The organism is Streptomyces sp. NPDC088350 (assembly GCF_044753545.1).
Taxonomy (GTDB): Bacteria; Actinomycetota; Actinomycetes; order Streptomycetales; family Streptomycetaceae; genus Streptomyces.
On the sequence record NZ_JBIVNL010000008.1, the window covers coordinates 1 to 19,395 of the forward strand.

The following is a 19,395-nucleotide window of genomic DNA, read 5'->3' on the forward strand; positions in this document are numbered from 1 at the left end:
CTGTCCTGGAAGGAGCGGACCAGGACCTCGTAGAAGACGGCGCGTTTGAACCACTCGGGGTCCCGGTCCTTGGCGGGAGTGTCCTCGAAGGTGTCGTGGACCGGTTCGTTGACAGTCATGAAGCTCTTGACCCTCCGCTCTGTGTGGACCGCCGGACGTGGAGCACGTGCGCGGGAGCCCGGCCGGGTTCGAGACGCACATAGTTGGTCCTGCCCCACTGATAGGACTCACCCGTCAGTTCGTCGTACACCGACATGGATTCGTTTGATTCCAGGCCGAGTTGCGGCATGTCCAACGAGACCGTGGCCTCCTGGGTGTGGTGCGGATCAAGGTTGACGACCACCAGAACCGTGTCCACACCCGTCGTCTTGCTGTACGCGATCAGCGCGTCGTTGTCCGTCCGGTGGAAGCGGAGATTCCTGAGCCTGCGCAGCGACGGGTGACGGTGCCGGATGTCGTTGAGCTTGCCCAGCAGTGGCGCGATGCTACGTCCTTCCCGCTCGGCGGACTCCCAGTCGCGGGGGCGGAGTTGGTACTTCTCCGAGTCGAGATACTCCTCGCTGCCCGGCCGGAGAGGGGAGTTCTCGCACAGTTCGTAGCCACTGTAGACACCCCATGCCGGGGACAAGGTGGCGGCCAGCACCGCCCGCAGTTCGAAAGCGGGCCGCCCGCCGTGCTGGAGGAACTCGTGGAGGATGTCCGGGGTGTTCACGAACAGGTTCGGCCGCATGTACGCCGCCGCCTCACCGGACAACTCGCTCACATACTCCGTGAGTTCCTGCTTGGTGTTGCGCCAGGTGAAGTAGGTGTACGACTGCTGGAAGCCGACCTGGGCGAGGGTGGCCATCATCGCGGGCCGGGTGAACGCCTCCGCCAGGAAGATCACGTCCGGGTCGGCGCCGTTGACCTCGGCGATCACGCGCTCCCAGAAGACGACCGGCTTGGTGTGCGGGTTGTCCACGCGGAAGATCCGCACCCCGTGGTCCATCCAGTGCCGCAGCACGCGCACCGTCTCGGCGACCAGGCCGTCCAGGTCCCGGTCGAAGGCGATCGGGTAGATGTCCTGGTACTTCTTCGGCGGGTTCTCCGCGTAGGCGATGGTGCCGTCGGGGCGGTGGTGGAACCACTCCGGGTGCTTGTCCACCCACGGATGGTCCGGGCTGCACTGCAGCGCGAAGTCCAGCGCGATCTCCATGCCCAGCTCGGCGGCCCGCGCGACGAACGCGTCGAAGTCCTCCAGCGTCCCCAGCAGCGGATGGATCGCGTCGTGACCGCCCTCCGGCGAGCCGATCGCCCACGGGACACCGACATCCTCACGCCCGGCGGACAGGGTGTTGTTCGGGCCCTTGCGGAAGGCCGTCCCGATGGGATGGATCGGCGGCAGATACACCACGTCGAAGCCCATCGCCGCGATCGCGTCGAGTCTCCGCGCGGCCGTACGAAACGTGCCGTGCGGGGTCTCCGCGCTGCCTTCGGAGCGGGGGAAGAACTCGTACCAGGCGCCGTACAACGCCCGCTCCCGCTCCACCAGCAACACGCGAGGTTCGGAGACCGTCACCAACTCCCGCAACGGATACCGCTCCAGAGCCCCCTCCACCTCCGGCGTCAACGCGGCCACGAACCGCGTCCCCACCGCCAGCGTGTCGTCGCGCAGCGACTCCGCGGCGGCCAGCACCGCGGCGCGTGCCGGTCCCTCGGGCACCCCGGCGGCGGCTCGCGCGTGCAGTTCCGCGCCCTCCTCCAGCATCAGGCCGACGTCGATGCCGGCCGGGATCTTGATGCGGGCGGCCCGGCGCCAGGTGGCGACGGGGTCGCCCCAGGCCTCCACGACGTAGGACCACCGGCCCGTCGCGTCCGGGGTGACCTCGGCGCCCCAGCGGTCGCTGCCGGGGGCGAGTTCGCGCATCGGGGTCCAGGGGCCGGGACGGCCGTTCTCATCACGGACAACGACGTTCGCGCCGATCGTGTCGTGGCCCTCGCGGAACACGGTGGCGGTGACCTGGAAGGTTTCGCCCACCACCGCCTTCGCCGGGCGGGCGCCGCTGTCCACGGCCGGGCGTACGTCACGTACCGGAATGCGGCCGATGGCCGCGGGGGTCGCGTTCACGGGTCTCACCTCCGCCGTGCTCGAAGCCGGGCTGTTGGCCCGGCCGGGGTCCAAGCTGCGCCGGAAGGGGGACTACCTTCCCGCCGGGGAACGCCGGTCGACGGTGACGGGCGGTCCGCGGTGGACGACGGCCGTCGTACGGGGGCGTCCGTTCTGCTCCTGGAGGTACGTGCCCTGGCTGCTGTGCAGATAGCGCTCGGCGGCGTCCGCGGCCTCGCGCGCGCAGCGCTTCCCCATCAGCACGCACAAGGTGTAGCCCGAGTCCTCGAAGGTGGCCCGCGCCGTCCGGTCGCCCGGCGACGCGAGCATCACGCGTTCCCACACCCGGTAGCGCCGCAGGTGGCGGGCTACTTCGGCTTTGGCGGGTAGCAGCATGGCGCTGTTCACCTTCCGCCTCGGCGGACCGCGTTTCCCGACCGTCGGGTGGCGGCCGTGCACGGAGAGGGATCGTTCCGTCACGGCAGTCGAGGCTTTCACTCATGGTGCACAGGTGATGACCAAGCGTCTTGTTGGATCTTCAACCACCTCGCCCGTCGCTCGTGTTGCACGAATGGCCTAGCGCTCGCACTCTGGAGCTGACTCAGAAGCGATCAGTGCTCACGCTTCGTGTGCGGGGCCCCGGCCCCGCAGGCGAGGGGAGGCGTGAGCTTCGCCGGTAGGGAGCCAACGACGATGAAGACCGCAGTGCCCTGCTATTACCACCTCGACGTGGACGTCAGTCCGGAACGGGTCGGGCAGGTCGGGCGCATCCTGGCCGCCCACCTCCGACTCTGGGACCTGGAGGTACTCGTGGAGCCCGTCTGCCGCGGCGCCGAGCTGCTGCTGCGGGCCATCGACGAGCACGCCACCGACAAGCACACGTCGATCGAGCTGTGGTGGAACGGCCAGCACCTGATCACCGCCATCGGCGACAACGACCGCGATCTGCGCCCGGACCAGGACCTGCGCGCCTGCCTCGCCCGGATCGCCGCGATGAGCGACGGCTGGGGCTGCTGCGCCACCGACACCGGAAGCAAGGTCATCTGGTTCTCGCAGCGCGCCCGCAGCGGCGAACGCGTCCCGCGCGTCCCCACGACTCCCGCGCCGCGCCTGCGGGAGACGCTCCAACTCCCGCGCGAGGTACCGGCCGCCCTGCCGACCCGCCCGACGCAGGGCGTCCTGGAGGACGCCCGGTGACCGCGCGCCCGTCCCGGAGAGGGGTGCCCGTCTGGAACGGGCACCCTTATCCATTGGGAGCCGCGTACGACGGGACGGGCACCAACTTCGCCCTGTTCAGCGAGGTCGCCGAACGCGTCGACCTCGTCCTGGTCGATGACGACGGCAGCCACCGGAACGTTCGGCTGACCGAGGCCGACGGCTTCGTCTGGCACTGCTACCTGCCCGGCGTGGGTCCGGGGCAGCGCTATGGCTACCGGGTGCACGGCCCGTGGGCTCCGGCCGCGGGACACCGCTGCAACCCGGCCAAGCTGCTCCTCGACCCGTACGCCCGGGCGGTGGACGGGCAGATCGACAACGACCCCTCGCTGTACGAGCGTTCGGCAGGACCCGCGCCCGGTGACAGTGCCGGGCACGGCATGCTCGGCGTGGTCACCGACCCGGCCTTCGACTGGGGCGACGACCGGCCGCCCCGGCGCTCGTACGCCGACACCGTGATCTACGAGGCCCATGTGAAGGGGCTGACCCGTACCCACCCGGAGGTCCCCGAGGAACTCCGCGGGACGTACGCGGGACTCGCGCATCCGGCCGTCGTGGATCACCTCGCCTCGCTCGGGGTGACCGCCGTCGAACTGATGCCGGTGCACCAGTTCGTGCAGGACGGCGTGCTCCAGGACCGCGGGCTGTCCAACTACTGGGGCTACAACACGATCGGCTTCTTCGCGCCCCACAATGCCTACGCCGCACACCGCGAACGCGGCCAGCAGGTCACCGAGTTCAAGTCGATGGTGAAGGCGCTGCACGCCGCCGGCCTCGAAGTCATCCTCGACGTGGTCTACAACCACACCGCCGAGGGCAACGAGAAGGGCCCCACCCTGTCCTTCCGGGGCATCGACAACGCCTCCTACTACCGCCTGGTGGACGGCGACTGGGGCCACTACTACGACACGACCGGCACCGGGAACAGCCTGCTGATGCGGCACCCCTACGTCCTCCAGCTCATCATGGACTCGCTGCGCTACTGGGTCACCGAGATGCACGTCGACGGCTTCCGCTTCGACCTCGCGGCCACCCTGGCCCGGCAGTTCCACGAGGTGGACCGGCTGTCGGCGTTCTTCGACCTGATCCAGCAGGACCCGGTGATCAGCCGCGTCAAGCTCATCGCCGAGCCGTGGGACGTCGGCGAGGGCGGCTACCAGGTCGGCAACTTCCCGCCGCTGTGGTCGGAGTGGAACGGCAAGTACCGGGACGCCGTACGGGACTTCTGGCGGGGCGGCGAGCACACGCTCGGCGAGTTCGCGTCCCGGCTCACCGGATCGTCCGACCTGTACCAGCACAGCCGGCGGCGTCCGCGCGCCAGCGTCAACTTCGTCACCGCGCACGACGGGTTCACCCTGCGCGACCTGGTCTCGTACAACGACAAGCACAACGAGGCCAACGGGGAAGGGAATCGGGACGGCGAGAGCGGCAACCGGTCCTGGAACTGCGGAACGGAGGGGGAGACCGACGATCCGGCGGTCCTGGAACTGCGCGCCCGGCAGCAGCGCAACTTCCTTGCCACGCTGCTCCTTTCGCAGGGCATCCCGATGCTCGGCCACGGCGACGAGCTGGACCGGAGTCAGGGCGGCAACAACAACGCCTACTGCCAGGACAACGAAGTCTCCTGGATCGACTGGGAGTTGAGCGTTGAGCAGCGCGAACTGGCCGCTTTCACGCGGTACGTCATCGGGCTGCGCGCCGCGCATCCCGTGCTGCGCCGGCGCCGCTTCTTCCGGGGTGAGACCGCCGTGCACGCCGGACAGCCGCTGCCCGACCTGGTGTGGCTGCTGCCCGACGCGCGTGAGATGACCGACCGGGACTGGGAGCGCTCCGACGCGCACTGTGTGGGCGTCTTCCTCAACGGCGACGCCATCGCCGAACGCGACCCGCACGGCGGGCCCGTCGTGGACGACTCCTTTCTGCTCCTGCTCAACAGCTACTGGGAGCCCGTCGACTTCCGGCTGCCCGATGTCACCTACGGCGAGCGCTGGACGACCCTCATCGACACCGCCGAGCCGCAGGGCGCTCCGGACGAGACGGAACACAAGGCGGGCACGGAGATGGCGGTCGAGGCGCGCAGCCTGGTGCTGCTGTCGCGGCCCGCCCGGCGGTGAGGGTCAGGGGGCGCCGCGCGAGGTCACCGTGAACCGGGCGCCGTCCGGGTCGCGCAGCACGGCGTCGTGCGCGTTCTCCCGCAGGACGCTCCCGCCGTGCGCCTCGGTGACCCGGGCGCACGACCTGATGTCCGAGACCGCGAAGTGGACCTGCCAGTGCGGCCGGACGGTCGGGTCGGGGGCCGCCTCCAGCGCGCCCGACTCGATGCGGGCGACGACGTTGCCGCCGCTGCGCAGGACCACCTCGCCGCCCTCGTACTGGACCTCGCAGCTCGCCGGGTCCGCCGACGCCCAGTCGAGGATCTCGCCGTAGAAGATCGCGGCGTCGAAGGCGTCCCGGGTGTGGAGGCGGACGAAGGCCGGTGCCGAGCGGCGCCAGGTCTCCCAGCCGCCGACGAGGTCGCCCTCCCAGATCCCGAAGGTCGCGCCGTCCCGGTCGGCGAGCAGGGCCGCGCGGCCGGGCGGGAAGGACAGCGGTCCCACGGCGACCGTGGCGCCGCGCTCGCGGACCCGGGCCGTGGCCACATCCGCGTCGGGCACCGCGAAGTACGGCGTCCAGGCCACCGCGACCTGCCACATCGTGGCGACCGCGGCCAGGCCGGCCACGGGGGTGTCGTTCGCCGTGGCGATCCGGAAGCGCTCGCCCAGGCTGGCTTCGCGCCACTTCCAGCCGAACACGGCCTCGTAGAACGCCTCGGTGGTCTCCACGTCGCGGCAGGTGAGACTCACCCAGCAGGGGGCGCCGAACACCGAACGGGTGGAGACGGCGTCCGGCTTGCCGAAGGACGTTTTCCTGTCGTGGTTCATGGCAGTCGCGTTCCGATCTCGTGGACCGGCGGCCACCGGTCTCCTCCCAGTGTCCGACCGGAAGCGGTCCCGCTGCCTCCCGAGCAGGGGTCTTGACCATCCTTTTGGGTTAGTTACCTCTGCTAAAGAGGTAATCTCGGGGTGTGGAGACGGAGAACTTCCCGGAAGAGCTGGCCGACGCGCTCGTCGGGGTCCAGCGGCTGATCCGCAGGCGGCTGCGGAGCGAGATGACCGTGCCGCGGCTGCGCGGCGCCGAGGTGGAGCTGCTGCGGCTGGTCGAGGTCCGGCCCGGCATCGGCATCTCGGACGCGGCCAAGGAGCTGTTCCTCGCCGGCAACTCGGTGTCGACGCTGGTCAACCAGCTGGTCCGGGACGGTTTCCTGATCCGCGGGACGGACCCCGCCGACCGGCGCGCCGCCCGCCTCCAGCTCACGGACGCGGCCAAGACCCGCCTCGGCGACTGGCACGCACGGCGCGCGGCCCTCGTACGCGGACAGGTGGACCGTCTCGACCGGGCGGACCGGGACGCGCTGCGCGCGGCGATCCCGGCCCTGCGCCAACTGGCCGTCAATCTGCACGAGGAGGCCGAGGACTCATGACACCGGACACCGACACCGGGCGGTCCGCAGCCGTCAGCTGCACCCGGCTCGCCTATTCCTTCGGCGAGACGACCGCCGTGGACGGGCTCGATCTGTCCGTCGGGGAGGGCGAGGTCTTCGGCCTGCTCGGCCCCAACGGCGCCGGGAAGACGACAGCCATCCGCTGCATCACCACGCTCCTGCCGGTCCCGGCGGGCATGGTCCACGTCTTCGGCCACGACACGGCCAAGGAGCAGATGTCCGTACGACGACTGCTCGGCTACGTCCCGCAGCAGCTGTCCGCCGACAGCGGGCTCACCGGCCGCGAGAACGTCGCTCTCTTCGCCCGCGTCTTCGACGTCCCGCGCAGAGAACGTGCCGCCCGCGTCGCCCAGGCGCTCCGGGCGGTCGACCTCACCGACGCCGCCGACCGGCTGGCCAACACCTACTCCGGCGGCATGGTCCGCCGGCTCGAACTCGCGCAGGCCCTGGTCAGCGCGCCCCGCCTGCTCATCCTCGACGAGCCCACCATCGGCCTCGACCCGATCGCCCGCACCAGCGTGTGGGAGCACATCAACGCCGTGCGCGAGGCGACCGGCATGACCGTCCTGGTCACCACCCACTACATGGACGAGGCCGACCAGTACTGCGACCGCGTCGGCCTGATGCACCGCGGCCGTATCCGCGCCCTGGGCACCCCGGTCCAGCTCCGCGAGGGCCTCGGCGAACGCCGCCGCGCCGACGGAGCGCCCGCGACCGATCCGCTGCCCACCCTTGAGGACGTCTTCCGGGACATCGCCGGCAGCGGTCTCGAAGACCGGTCAGGAGGTTTCCGCGATGTCCGAAGCACCCGCCGCACCGCGCACCGCGTCGGCTGACCAGACCCCCGAGTACGACCTGAACCTGCTGCTCACCCCGCCCCGGCCCCGGTCCGGCTGGCGCCTGCTGCCCGCCCGCGTCCTCGCGATGTGCGCGGTAGAACTCCAGAAACTCCGCCACGACCGCACCGAGTTGTACACCCGAGCCGTCCAACCGGCGCTCTGGCTCCTGATCTTCGGCCAGACCTTCACCCGCATCAAGACGATCCCGACCGGCGGCATCCCCTACATCGACTACCTCGCCCCCGGCATCATCGCCCAGTCCGCGATGTTCATCGCCATCTTCTACGGCATCCAGATCATCTGGGAACGCGACGCCGGCATCCTCAACAAGCTCCTCGTCACCCCCACCCCGCGCTCGGCACTGATCACCGGCAAGGCCTTCGCCGCCGGAGTGAAATCGCTGATCCAGGCCGTCGTCGTGGTCGTCATCGCCGCGATCCTCGGGGTCGCGCTGACCTGGAACCCGCTGAAGCTGCTCGGCGTCGGGGCGATCGTGATCCTCGGCTCGGCCTTCTTCTCCTGTCTGTCGATGACCATCGCCGGCATCGTGCTCAGCAGGGACCGGCTGATGGGCTTCGGCCAGGCGATCACCATGCCGTTGTTCTTCGGCTCCAACGCCCTCTACCCGGTGGCGATCATGCCGGGCTGGCTCCAGGCGGTCAGCAAGGTCAACCCGCTCAGCTATGAAGTGGACGCGCTGCGCGGGCTGCTGCTCGGCACCCCGTCGCATCCGGGCACCGACTTCGGCGTCCTGCTGGTGGCCGCCGCACTGGGCATCGCGACCGCCTCCTCCCTGCTCGGACGGCTCGCCCGCTGATCTTGTGCGGGACGTGATGTGCGGCACGCCCCCGGCCGGGATTCGACGGCCGGAAAGCGGATTCTTCCTGCACACGACTTGATCAGTGATCAAGCGGACGAAAACGCTGGCCACAGCGCATTCCGCTCATTTGACAGTGCGCTGAGCACACAGATAGGAAGCAGCTCTCTGAGGTCGAGAGGGTGCACTGTGTACGAGCCCAACGTGGTCGGGGACTGGCACGAGTACGACGAACATGCCGGTCTGCGTGTCCGCGTCCACAGCCTGGCGGCAGCCGAGCCGCCGCGCGGACGCGACGACGCGGCCGAAGGGCTGACCTACTTCACGCTCCGTGTCACCGTCGAGAACCGCGGCGCCCGGCACCTCGGCATCCACCTGGAGGACGGCCAGATCGACGTCAGGCTCGGCCCGGACGGCGAGAGCGCCTTCATCGACTGGCGCAGCTCCCAGTTCATCGAGGGCTTCGACGTCTACCCGCTGCGCCGCGCCACCGCCGTCGTATACGCGGCGGGCGCGGAGGCGTCCCTGACACAGGTCGACGTGCAGGTGCAGCTGCGGGTCGAGGAGGAGTGGACCGAGCGGCGCCTGTGGGCGGGCGGTATCGGTCTGTGCGAGGAGGCCGTCGCGGCCGGTGCCGGGCGGGACGGCCTGGCGCACCAGGTGAGCAAGTTCCTGCGCGACCAGGCCGAACCGGGCACTGCCTGAGAGGTCAGTGCGGGATGCCGTCGATGATCTCCCGGGCACCCTGCCGCAGCAGCGCCACCGCCACCGACGTGCCGAGTGTCGCCGGGTCCAGCCGGCCCGCCCACTCGTGGGCGTTGAGGCGGGTCTTGCCGTCCGGGGTGAACACACAGGCGCGCAGCGACAGTTCACCGCTCCGGTCCACCTGGGCGTACCCGGCGATCGGGCTGTTGCAGTGCCCCTGGAGGACGTGCAGGAACATGCGCTCCGCCGTCGCCTCCCGGTGCGTCTCGGGGTGACCGAGCGCGCTGATCGTGTCGATCACGTCGGTGTCGCCCTCACGGCACTGCAGGGCGAGGATGCCCGCGCCGATCGGCGGCATCATCGCCTCGGCGGACAGCACCTCGCTGATCACGTCACGCCGGTCGATGCGCTCCAGGCCGGACATCGCGACCAGCAGCGCGTCGGCCTCGCCCGCCGCGAGTTTCTCCAGCCGCCGGTTGACGTTGCCGCGGAACGGCACGCACTCCAACTCCGGGTGCGTGGCCGCCAGTTGGGCGACGCGGCGGACCGACGAGGTGCCGATGCGGGTGCCGGCCGGCAGCTCGTCGAGGGTCAGCCCGCCCGGGTGGATCAGGGCGTCGCGGATGTCGTCGCGCTTCAGGAACGCGGCGAACGTCGTACCGGCGGGCAGCGGACGGTCGGCGGGCACGTCCTTCATGCAGTGCACCGCGAGATCCGCCTCACCGGCGAGCAGGGCCGCGTCCACCTCCTTGGTGAACGCCCCCTTGCCCTCGACCTGGGACAGATCACCCATCCACTTGTCGCCGGTCGTCTTCACCGGTACGACCTCGGTGCGCACGTGCGGATGGAGGACGGCCAACTCGGCACGCACGCGCTCCACTTGGGCCAGCGCCATGGGCGAGTCGCGGGAGACGATACGGATCAGTTCGGGCACGGACATGCGGACACGATAGACCTTCCGGCACGTCCCCCGACGCAGCACGGGTCAACCCAAACCCGGTACACCACTCCTTTCAGACAAGAGGCTCGCTGATCTCCACGGCACGCACCGCGGCGACCAGGGCCGTTTCGTCCCCGACGTCCAGGGCGGTGTCGGTGAACTTGATGACGTGTTCGTCGCCATGGGCCACGGCGAGTTCGAGCACCTCGTCCGCCACGAGGCGCGCCGACGGTGTGTACACGATCGGCGCACTCGGGGCGTACATCGCGGTGACCGCCGCCGACGCCGCCCACGCCGCGTGCAGACTCGGCGCCCACAACTCGCGGGGCAGCGCGTCGAGGGCACGCAGCACGGCGTTGGGCGCCGTCGCCGCGTGCACCAGCATCGTCGGCTCGCCGTGTCCGTGGGTGGCGTAGCGATGCGTGGCGGCGCGCACCAGCTCGGCGAGCCGTTCCCGCGCCACGTCCGGATCGGTCACCTCGCCCGCCCAGACGGGCAGTTGCCGTACGGCGGCCAGCCGTGCCCGGAAGCCGAGCACTTCTCCGGCGATCGGCGGCACGGCGTCGAGGGTGCCGGCGGCGCTGGTTCCACCGGGCAACTGCACGATGCCCGCCACGGGTTGGTGCCGCGCGGCCCAATAGCCCAGCCCGTGCGCGAGTTCGGTGCGGCGGGGCTGGTTCTCGCCCGAACCGAGCGCCCGTACGGCATGGCCGACGCGGATGACCGGATGGGTGGCGCCCGCGTAGATCCCGGGCAGCAGGCGCGGCCACCACACGGCGAGGACGCTCCGCCAGGGCCGTTCGGCGAGGGCCCGGGAGAAGTAGCCGATCCAGTCGGCGGCCCGGCGCGGATCACCCAGCGCCGAGGCCCAGTCGCCGTCCGTGACGGGAGCCACCGGCTCGGGGAAGTCCTCCAGCTTGCCCCGGTAGAGATCGAGCCAGCGATGGACGTCCCCCGCCCGCCCGTGCGCGGCGAGCGCCTCGACAACCATCGGCGCGTGATTGCTGAGCCAGCCGTTTCGCTCGGGCCCGGTGGAGTGCAGCCGTTCGAATGCCTCTTCCAACGTTCCGCTCGTGTCCATGCCCAGCACGCTAGGCGCGGGGGCGGCGACCGCGGAACGGGCGGGAGGCGGAAGCAGCACCCACCTCTGGTCCTACGCCTGCGGCCCCGAAGGGGCGCGGGGCTGTGTCGATATGCGGCTCCGCCGCGCGGGCGCGACCAGCCACGACGCGGCGGCAGCCGAACGACTGCCTACCGCCGCCCGACCGGCAGAGCGTTCACTCGGCCAGTTCGATCGAGATCACCCGATGCCCCCGCCCGTCGGCGCCCACGACAGGTTCGCCCGACTGCCCGTCCACCGTGCACGACCGCACCCGACTCCCCCCGCCGCTCAGCGTGACATCCAACGTCGTCCCCCGATACGGCAGCCCGCGCAGACTCACCGCCCCCCAGTTCGACGGCAGGCACGGGCGGAGCCGTAGCGCGTCGTCCGTGAACGTCAGGCCGAACAGGCCGTCGTGGACCAGGCGCAGATAGGCCGTCGCCGACCAGGTCTGGTCGGGCTGGGAGACGAAGTGGTCGGCGTGCCCGCTCGCGCCGCCCTGCCAGCCGCCGTCGACGGCGCCGGTCACGGAGTTGTACAGCTCGTAGAAGCCGCCGCTCGTGGTGACCAGGCCGGCGAGGGTGTCGACGGCGAGGGCGAACGGTTCGGTGCGGCCCGCGTCGGCGGCGGCCTGGCCGTACAGGCCGTGGACCATCGGCCAGACCATCATGTTGTGACGTCCCGGATGCCCGTCGTCGAAGCGCGGGAAGTGCGGCCAGACGTTGACGACGCCGTACGGCTGCCAGTGCGTGGAGTCGAGGATCCGGCCGGCGCGTGCGTGGTCGGCGACGCCGAGGAGGACGGCGAGGGCCAGGCCCGCGCCCTCCTGGGAGGTGTCGAGGTGTCCTGCGAGGGGGCCCTCGCCGTGGACGAGGTAGCCGTAGGTGCCGGCGTCCGCGCGCCACAGGTGCTGGTCGATCGCCGTGCGCAGGTGGTCCGCGTCCGAGCGCAGCGAGGCGGCCTGTACGGGGTGGCCGAGGGCCTCGGACATGGCCGCGAGGGCGAGATGGGCGCCGTGGTAGAGGCAGTTGGTCGACAGGCACATCAGCTTGTCGGTGTGCGGGTGGTCGAGGACGAAGGAGGAGTGGACGGACTTGGAGGCGGGCGGGCTGGGGTAGCCGGAGATGCCGTCGTTCATGAAGCCGGGCCCCTCGAAGAGGCCGAACGACGGGTTGAAGTGCTGGGCGCGGCGGGCCGCGAGGGTGCGCGCGGACGTCTCGTGGGCCCGGGTGAGGAAGTCGCGGTCGCCGGTGACGAGGTAGTGGTGGTGGGCGGCCAGGACCCACACGATCTGGTCCCACCACTGGTTGTCCTGCTGGACGACGAGCCCGTCCCGCGCGCGGTCGACCACGGACCACAGGGTGTTGCGGGCGACGTCCGGCGCCAGCAGGCTGACCCCGCTCCATGTGTTGACGGCCGCGTCGCGCGTCCAGCGCTGCGGTGCGGGATAGCCGCCGCCCGCCCGGACGACGGTGCCTGGCGGGTAGGTGAGCAGGCCCGCCTTGTCGTACACCGAGCGGTCGGCGCCGATGGTGTTGGCGCCGGACACGGATCTGAGCGCGGACGAGTAGACGTCGCCGAGCCGGCGTTGGACGGCCGGGTCGTCGAAGGCGAGGGTGGGCATGGAGTATCCGTTCCCGGGCGCAGGGCCCTGCGCACCCGCCGGGATGGCCGTCGCCCCGGCGATGCCCAGGGCGATGAGCAGAGCCCTGCGCGAGATCCCGCGTTCAGCTGCCACGTTCCGTCCTCTCGGGCTTCCGGGGTCGAGGTGACTCCGGGAGCCCTGAGAACGATGGTGCCCTGTGCCCGGTACCGTCAGGCGCCCGGGTCGAACGAGATTCCGGACGGCTCGGCCTTCGTGAGGTGGGCGGCGAAGTTGGCGTCCTTGAGTCCGAAGTTCGCGCTGCCGAAGTCGTAGGCGCTCAACTTGTCGCGCAGGCCCGCCGGGTAGCCGTTCCAGCCGACGAGCGGCGGGTACTGCCAGGTGTGCTTGTCGTTCTCCGGCGGCTCGTCGTTGGCGTTCGCCAGCCGGAAGTCGTGCGTGCCGATGCCGTCCTTGTGGTAGACGATCTTGGCGTGGGTGCCGTCGAAGCGGACGTCGGACGCCGCGTGCACGGTGAACGAACCGTGGTTGGATGTCGACACGTACTGGATCGTGCCGTTCTGCACCCACACCACGATGTGTTCCCAGTCGTTGCGGTGCCCGCCGATGCTGGAGTTCGCGACGGCCTGGTCCTTCTCGAAGTACAGGCCGTACATGTACGCGCACCAGCCGTTGTCGCACTTGTAGCGCGAGTAGCTGTTGGTGTTGTCGAGGTCCGAGGCGTCGTGGCAGTCGCCGCTGAGCGAACCCGTCGGGTTGAGGCCGCCGTTGACGGTCCCGTCGGGGCCGATCGCGGGCGTCGGATAGCAGCCGTCCGTGTCGTAGTCGAAGGCGGGCAGATAGGTCTGCTCGGCGGCTTCGGCGTTCGCGGGCAGCGCCTTGGGCGGGGCGGCGAAGGCGGCGTTCGGGAACGCGATGACGAGCGCGGCGGCACCGCCGAGACCGGCGAGCCACCTTCTGCGGCGGGTAAGGGACTTCTGGGACGACACTGCGTCCTCCTCTCGGGCGCAGCCCGACGGCTGTGGGGGGAAAGGGCTTTCAGAGTCCCTGCTTCTCATGTACGCGCCAAGGGGGCGGGGTGTCGCCCCGGCGACGGGCCGCCCAATACTTGATCTTCGCAACTTCCTCAGTCCGCCGGGAAGTCGGCGGCCGAGTCCTCGGGTGCGAGGTCCGGGCGCAGCCGCAGCCAGGACGGCTGGCGCAGCATCCCGGCCCGGGTGCGGGTGCTGTAGCGGACCTCGCCGACCAGCCGGGGCACCACCCAGCGGGCACCGGCCACCGGCGGCACGGGATCGAAGGGGCACACATCGGTCCCGGCGGCCCGCAGCAGTACGGCGAGTTCGGCGCGCTCGGCCTCGCTCCAGCCGGTGCCCACATTGCCGACGTACCGCAGCCGCCCGTCCGCGCGCTGCCCCACCAGCACCGCGCCGGGCAGACCCGACAGGCGCCCCTTGCCGGGCACCCAGCCGCCGACCAGCACGTCCTCGCCGCGCAGGTTGCGGATCTTGATCCAGGCACGGGAACGCACCCCGGGTTCGTACACCGAGTCCAGCCGCTTGCAGACGAGACCCTCCAAGCCGTGCTCGCGGGTGGCTCGCAGCGCCTCGGCGCCATGTCCGGTGAGCGCGGCGGGAGTCGACCAGTACGGGCCGTCCAGACCGAGTCGCTCCAACTCGGCGCGACGGCGGGCGTAGGGGAGCGCGAGGAGGGGCCGGCCGAGGTAGGGGACGTCGAACAGCACCAGGTGGACGGGCGCGTCCGCGGCCCGGCGTGCCGCCAGCGCGGGCGAACCGGCCAGGCCCATCCGGTTCTGCAGCAACTGGAAGTCGGCGCGCCCCTGTTCGTCCAGGGCCAGCACCTCGCCGTCCAGGATCGCCGGGGTGGCGCCCAACTCGCGCCCCAGGGGCATCAGTTCGGGATAGGCGCCGGTGATGTCCTCGCCGGAGCGGGCACGCAGGAGGACGCTGCCGTCGCCGGGGAGGTAGACCAGTACGCGCTGGCCGTCCTGCTTGGTCTCGTAGGCCCAGCGGGTGTCCTGTGCGGTGGGCGGGAGGGTGCCGGGGGTGGCGAGCATGGGCGGGATGTGGGGGAGCGGGAACGGGAGGGTCACGGCTCAGGTGTCGACGGGGGCGGGCGGTGGCACGCGTGTGGTGGGGCGGGTTCGCCTGAACGGCGTCAGCTCCCTCGGGCGACTCCCCTCGCATCGCCTCCGGATCAGAACTCGGGGACCGGCGGAGGCGGTGCCTGCACCAGACCTGTCTGGTAGGCCATCACCACGAGTTGGGCGCGGTCGCGGGCGTCGAGTTTCGTCATGGCGCGGTGCACATGGGTGCGGACGGTCAGCGGGCTGACGTACAGCTTCTCGGCGATCTCGTCGTTGGAGTGGCCCTCGGCGGCCATGGCCATGATCTCGCGTTCCCGGGCGGTGAGGGCGCCGAGTCGGTCGGGCGCGGCCAGCCGGGTGCCCTGGACGGGTGTGGCGAGGAAGCGGGTGATCAGGGTGCGGGTGGCGAGCGGGGAGAGGAGGGAGTCGCCGGACGCGACCGTGCGGATGCCGGCGAGCAGCGCCTCGGCGGTGACGTCCTTGCCGAGGAAACCGCTCGCGCCCGCCCGCAGTGCCCGTGCCACGTACTCGTCGACCTCGAAGGTGGTGAGGATGAGGACACGCGTGCCGGACAGCGCCGGGTCGGCGCAGATGGCGGTCGTGGCGGTGAGGCCGTCGGTGCCGGGCATGCGGATGTCCATCAGGACGAGGTCGGGGCGGTGTTCACCGGCCAGCAGGATCGCCTCGGCGCCGTCGGCCGCCTCGGCGACCACCTCCATGTCCTCGCAGGTGTCGATCAGGATCCGGAAGGTGGCCCGCAGGAGGGCCTGGTCGTCGGCGAGGAGCACGCGGATGGTCATGGGGTTCTCTCCGGTTCCGGGGCGCTGGGGTACAGCGGCAGTTCGGTGGTGACTTCGAAGCCGCCCTCGACACGGTGTCCGGCCTGGAGGGCGCCGCCGACCGACCGGGCGCGCTCGCGCATCCCGATCAGTCCGAAGCCGCGGCCGGGGGCCGGGGTACAGGCCGTCGCCGCGCTCGCTCCGTCGTCGGTCACGGTGACGGTCAGCCGGTCATAGGAGTAGCGCAGGCGGACGTGCGCCGACTCGGTCGTGGCGTGCTTGCTGACGTTGGTGAGGGCCTCCTGCGTGATCCGGTACGCCGTCAGGTCCACCCCGGGTGAGAGGGGGCGCGGGTCGCCCTCCGTGGTGACGGTGACCGTGAGGCCTGCGGCCCCGAACGTGCGGGTCAGTTCCGGGAGTTGGGCCAGTCCGGGGCTCGGGGCGAGCGGTGTGCCGGGGTCGTCGGGCTGGCGCAGCAGACCGACCGTGCCCTTCATCTCGCGCAGCGCGGAGGACGTCGTACCGGCGAGTTCCGTGAGGATCTTCTGCACATGGTCGGGGTGGGTGCGCGCGAGGTGGGCGGCGGTGCCGGCCTGGGCGTGGGCCAGGGCGAGATGGTGGGCGACGACGTCGTGCAACTCCCGGGCGATGCGCATCCGTTCCTCGGCCACCCGGTGCCGGGCCTCCTCCTCCCGGCTGCGTTCGGCGTACTCGGCCCGCGCCTGCACCGCCTCCAGGTAGGCGTCCCGCAGCCGGAGCGCGTTCCCGGCGACGACCGGCAACAGCAGCCAGGCGGCCGGGCCGACGGTCTTGAACGGCCAGGGGTGATGCACCGGGTCCACCACCGTGGCCGTGGCCACCACCAGCACGACCGAGGCGAAGAAGTAGCGGCGGGCCGTTCTGCGCCGGGTCAGCACGGCCAGCCGGTACAGGGCCAGCATCAGCGGCCCCAGCATCAGCGGGGTGAGCAGACAGCCCAGCGCGCCGGCACCGGCGGCGGCCACCGCCGTGACGGCGACGACCGTACGGGGACGGCTCCGCTGCCAGAGCAGGGCCGCGCAGGAGACGGCGGCGAGCGCGATCGTGGGGCCCACCGAGTCCGGGCGGGGACCGCTGGGCACGCCCAGTTCGCTGCCGAAGAGGAACATGGCGAACAGCAGGACGGCCGACATGGTGTCGACGGTGCGGATGTGCTCGTCCGCGTAGCGCTGCCAGCTGTCGTTCATGGATCTCTCCGGTGGGGCTCCTGGGACCATGGTCGGTTATGGCCGGTTCGGACGCGGGGTGAGGGCCGCCCGCGTGATGCTCTGCGGGCGGCCCTCCGGGGGAGGTGGGAGGTCAGACACGTGCCACGGGCACCGGTTCGGGCGGCGCCGGGGAGGCGGGCCGGGTGAGTGCCTCGCCCTCGACGTCGATGTTCGGCAGCAGCCGGTCCAGCCAGCCGGGCAGCCACCAGGCCGCCCGGCCCAGCAGCGCCAGTACGGCGGGCACGATCGCCATCCGCACCACGAACGCGTCCAGCAGCACCGCCGCCGCGAGCCCGAAGCCGATCATCTTGATCATGGTCTCGCCGGCGCCGACGAAGCCCGAGAACACCGCCATCATGATCAGCGCGGCGGCCACGACGACCCGCGCGCTGTAGCGGAACCCGGTCGCGATCGCCTGCCCCGGCCGGTCACCGTGGACGTAGGCCTCCCGCATGCGGGTGACGAGGAAGACCTCGTAGTCCATGGCGAGGCCGAAGACGATGCCCACCAGGAAGATCGGCATCATGCTCATGATGGGACCGGTCTGCTCGACGCCCAACAGCCTTGCGCCGTGGCCCCATTGGAAGACCGCGACGACCGAGCCCAGCGAGGCGAGCACCGACAGGAGGAAGCCGACGGCCGCCTTGAGGGGGACGAGGACCGAGCGGAAGACCAGCAGGAGCAGGACGACGGCGAGGCCGACGACGACCGCGAGGTAGGGGATCAGCGCGTCCTGGACCTTCTGGGCCACGTCGATGTTGACCGCGGTCGTGCCGGTGACCAGGAAGGTCGTGCCGGTCGCGGACTCGATCGCGGGGCGTTCGGCGCGGATGGTGTGGACGAGGTCCTTCGTTTTCTCCTCGCTGGGGCCGGTGGACGGGACGGCCGAGAAGACCGCGGTGTCGCCCGCCGGGTTGAAGCGGGCGGGAGAGACGGAGACCACGCCCTCGGTCGCCGCGATCCTCTTCGAGATCGTCGTCACGGCGGCCTTGGTGCCGGTGGCGCTCTGCGCGTCGACCACGACGGTCAGCGGGCCGTTGAAGCCGGGTCCGAAACCCTTCGCGAGGTCGTCGTAGGCGCGGCGTTCCGTGGTGGCCGTGGACTTCACCTCGTCGCCGGGCATGCCGAGTTGGAGGTCGGCGACCGGAAGGGCGAGCGCGCCGAGGCCCACCACGCCGAGCAGCAGCACGGTGACGGGACGGCGTAGGACGAAGCGGGCCCAGCGGCTGCCGCCGTTGTTCGCGCCGCTCTCCTCGATGCGCCCCTTCTTGCGGGCGGAGCGCGACAGGACGGCGTTCGGCCAGAACCCGAGCAGCGCCGGGACCAGCGTCAGCGCGATGAGGACGGCCACGACGACCGCACCGGCGGCGGCCAGCCCCATCTTGGTGAGCGTCGGGATGCCGACCACCGACAGTCCGGCGAGCGCGATCACCACGGTCAGTCCCGCGAACACCACCGCCGAACCGGCCGTACCGGCGGCCAGGGCCGCCGCTTCCTGCGGCGGGTGTCCCTTGGAGCGCTCCTCGCGGTAGCGGGAGACGACGAACATGGCGTAGTCGATGCCGACCGCGAGGCCCAGCATCGTCGCCAACGTGCCGGTCGTGGAAGACAGGTTGAGGGCCTTGGACAGGGCCAGGATCGAGGACATGCCGATCCCCACCCCGATGACCGCGGTCAGCAGCGGCAGTCCGGCCGCCGCCAGCGAGCCGAACGTGATCAGCAGCACCAGGGCGGCGATCGCGATGCCGATCGCCTCGGCGCTGCCGCCCGCCGCCGGCTGGGGCGCCAGCGCGGTGCCGCCGACCTCGACGGTCAGGTCCGAGGCGCGGGCCCGGTCGATCGCCTTCTGCAGATGGGCTTTCGAGGCGTCGGTCAGATCGTGGGCCTTCGCCTTGAAGGTGACGGTCGCGTACGCGGTGGTGGCGTCCTTGCTCACCGCCTCGGCCGCGAACGGGTCGACGGCACTGGCCACTTGGGAGCCCTCGGCCGCCTCGGTCACCAGCTTCTCGACCACCGCCTTGTTCTCGGTCGCGGTGATCCTCTCGCCGTGCGGGGCGACGAACACGATCCGCGCGCTCGCGCCGTCCGCCGCCGAGCCGGGGAAGCGCTGCCCCAGCAGGTCGAACGCCTTCTGGGACTCGATCCCCGGCATGGAGGACCCCTCGTCGGGCGCCTCGGGAGCCTTGGCGGCGGCGAAGCCGACGGCGGCCAGGACGGCCACCCACAACAGGGTGACGTACCAGCGTCGCCGGAAGGCGAGTCGGCCCAGTCGATGGAGGAAAGTAGCCACGGGACGGAGTACTCCACATCTGCTCTCGGGGACCGTCCCAGACTCCCGGGCGGACCCCCGTCCCGTCGTCGTGCGGCTGCCGACAATCGCGGCTACTGAGAACGCAGTACGCGCCGCCTGCCGAGTC

General features: G+C 71.1%; 17 protein-coding genes. 6 read left to right on the forward strand and 11 right to left on the reverse strand.

The window, feature by feature from the left end; genetic code table 11:
• Positions 1-115 precede the first annotated feature (115 nt).
• A complete protein-coding gene (locus tag ACIQBL_RS27580; RefSeq protein ID WP_401945810.1) occupies positions 116-2,107 on the reverse strand; it encodes an alpha-1,4-glucan--maltose-1-phosphate maltosyltransferase in 1,992 nt (663 codons plus the stop codon).
• A gap of 72 nt (positions 2,108-2,179) precedes the next feature.
• Positions 2,180-2,482 carry a DUF5133 domain-containing protein gene (locus ACIQBL_RS27585; RefSeq protein WP_401945812.1) on the reverse strand — a complete coding sequence of 101 codons (303 nt, stop codon included), beginning with the start codon at positions 2,480-2,482 and terminating at the stop codon, positions 2,180-2,182.
• Between the two features lie 297 nt (positions 2,483-2,779).
• Here ACIQBL_RS27585 and ACIQBL_RS27590 point away from each other — a divergent pair, with 297 nt between their 5' ends.
• Together ACIQBL_RS27590 and glgX are read left to right on the forward strand one after the other, a co-directional pair.
• Positions 2,780-3,283: a pep a2 gene (locus ACIQBL_RS27590; protein ID WP_401945814.1), complete on the forward strand. Its 504-nt coding sequence runs from the start codon at positions 2,780-2,782 to the stop codon at positions 3,281-3,283.
• Positions 3,280-5,415, forward strand: a complete 2,136-nt coding sequence (gene glgX / locus ACIQBL_RS27595; protein ID WP_401945816.1) for a glycogen debranching protein GlgX — start codon at positions 3,280-3,282, stop codon at positions 5,413-5,415. The genes ACIQBL_RS27590 and glgX overlap by 4 nt, the downstream gene beginning before the upstream one ends.
• Before the next feature lie 3 nt (positions 5,416-5,418).
• Here the strand turns inward: glgX and ACIQBL_RS27600 are convergent, their stop codons facing one another.
• Complete coding sequence (locus ACIQBL_RS27600; protein WP_401945818.1) at positions 5,419-6,222, reverse strand: VOC family protein; 804 nt, start codon at positions 6,220-6,222, stop codon at positions 5,419-5,421.
• Between the two features lie 143 nt (positions 6,223-6,365).
• On the opposite strand from ACIQBL_RS27600, the gene ACIQBL_RS27605 reads away from it, so the two are divergent.
• The 4 genes from ACIQBL_RS27605 to ACIQBL_RS27620 all read left to right on the forward strand — a co-directional run bounded on the left by ACIQBL_RS27605 (position 6,366) and on the right by ACIQBL_RS27620 (position 9,203).
• A complete protein-coding gene (locus tag ACIQBL_RS27605; RefSeq protein WP_401945823.1) occupies positions 6,366-6,821 on the forward strand; it encodes a MarR family winged helix-turn-helix transcriptional regulator in 456 nt (151 codons plus the stop codon).
• Complete coding sequence (locus ACIQBL_RS27610) at positions 6,818-7,678, forward strand: ATP-binding cassette domain-containing protein (protein WP_401945825.1); 861 nt, start codon at positions 6,818-6,820, stop codon at positions 7,676-7,678. The genes ACIQBL_RS27605 and ACIQBL_RS27610 overlap by 4 nt, the downstream gene beginning before the upstream one ends.
• Positions 7,638-8,498, forward strand: coding sequence for an ABC transporter permease (locus ACIQBL_RS27615; RefSeq protein ID WP_401945826.1), 861 nt, complete (start codon positions 7,638-7,640; stop codon positions 8,496-8,498). Before ACIQBL_RS27610 ends, ACIQBL_RS27615 begins: the two co-directional genes overlap by 41 nt.
• A 189-nt stretch (positions 8,499-8,687) precedes the next feature.
• On the forward strand, positions 8,688-9,203 hold the full coding sequence (locus ACIQBL_RS27620) for a hypothetical protein (RefSeq protein WP_401945827.1): 516 nt from the start codon (positions 8,688-8,690) through the stop codon (positions 9,201-9,203).
• Between the two features lie 4 nt (positions 9,204-9,207).
• On the opposite strand, the gene hemC is transcribed toward ACIQBL_RS27620, so the two are convergent.
• The 8 genes from hemC to ACIQBL_RS27660 all read right to left on the reverse strand — a co-directional run bounded on the left by hemC (position 9,208) and on the right by ACIQBL_RS27660 (position 19,268).
• Positions 9,208-10,143: a hydroxymethylbilane synthase gene (hemC, locus tag ACIQBL_RS27625; protein ID WP_401945828.1), complete on the reverse strand. Its 936-nt coding sequence runs from the start codon at positions 10,141-10,143 to the stop codon at positions 9,208-9,210.
• Positions 10,144-10,216: 73 nt separating this feature from the next.
• Positions 10,217-11,224, reverse strand: coding sequence for a questin oxidase family protein (locus tag ACIQBL_RS27630; protein WP_401945830.1), 1,008 nt, complete (start codon positions 11,222-11,224; stop codon positions 10,217-10,219).
• A gap of 196 nt (positions 11,225-11,420) precedes the next feature.
• A complete protein-coding gene (locus ACIQBL_RS27635; protein ID WP_401945831.1) occupies positions 11,421-12,983 on the reverse strand; it encodes an MGH1-like glycoside hydrolase domain-containing protein in 1,563 nt (520 codons plus the stop codon).
• A 77-nt stretch (positions 12,984-13,060) separates the two neighbouring features.
• Positions 13,061-13,837: an NPP1 family protein gene (locus ACIQBL_RS27640; RefSeq protein ID WP_401945832.1), complete on the reverse strand. Its 777-nt coding sequence runs from the start codon at positions 13,835-13,837 to the stop codon at positions 13,061-13,063.
• Positions 13,838-13,974: 137 nt separating this feature from the next.
• The gene (locus tag ACIQBL_RS27645) at positions 13,975-14,922 is read right to left on the reverse strand and encodes an ATP-dependent DNA ligase (protein WP_401946839.1); all 948 of its coding nucleotides are present in this window, start codon (positions 14,920-14,922) and stop codon (positions 13,975-13,977) included.
• A 140-nt stretch (positions 14,923-15,062) separates the two neighbouring features.
• The gene (locus ACIQBL_RS27650; protein WP_401945833.1) at positions 15,063-15,752 is read right to left on the reverse strand and encodes a response regulator; all 690 of its coding nucleotides are present in this window, start codon (positions 15,750-15,752) and stop codon (positions 15,063-15,065) included.
• Complete coding sequence (locus ACIQBL_RS27655) at positions 15,749-16,957, reverse strand: sensor histidine kinase (RefSeq protein WP_401945834.1); 1,209 nt, start codon at positions 16,955-16,957, stop codon at positions 15,749-15,751. The genes ACIQBL_RS27650 and ACIQBL_RS27655 overlap by 4 nt, the downstream gene beginning before the upstream one ends.
• Positions 16,958-17,069: 112 nt before the next feature.
• Positions 17,070-19,268, reverse strand: a complete 2,199-nt coding sequence (locus tag ACIQBL_RS27660) for an MMPL family transporter (protein ID WP_401945835.1) — start codon at positions 19,266-19,268, stop codon at positions 17,070-17,072.
• Between the last annotated feature and the right edge of the window lie 127 nt (positions 19,269-19,395).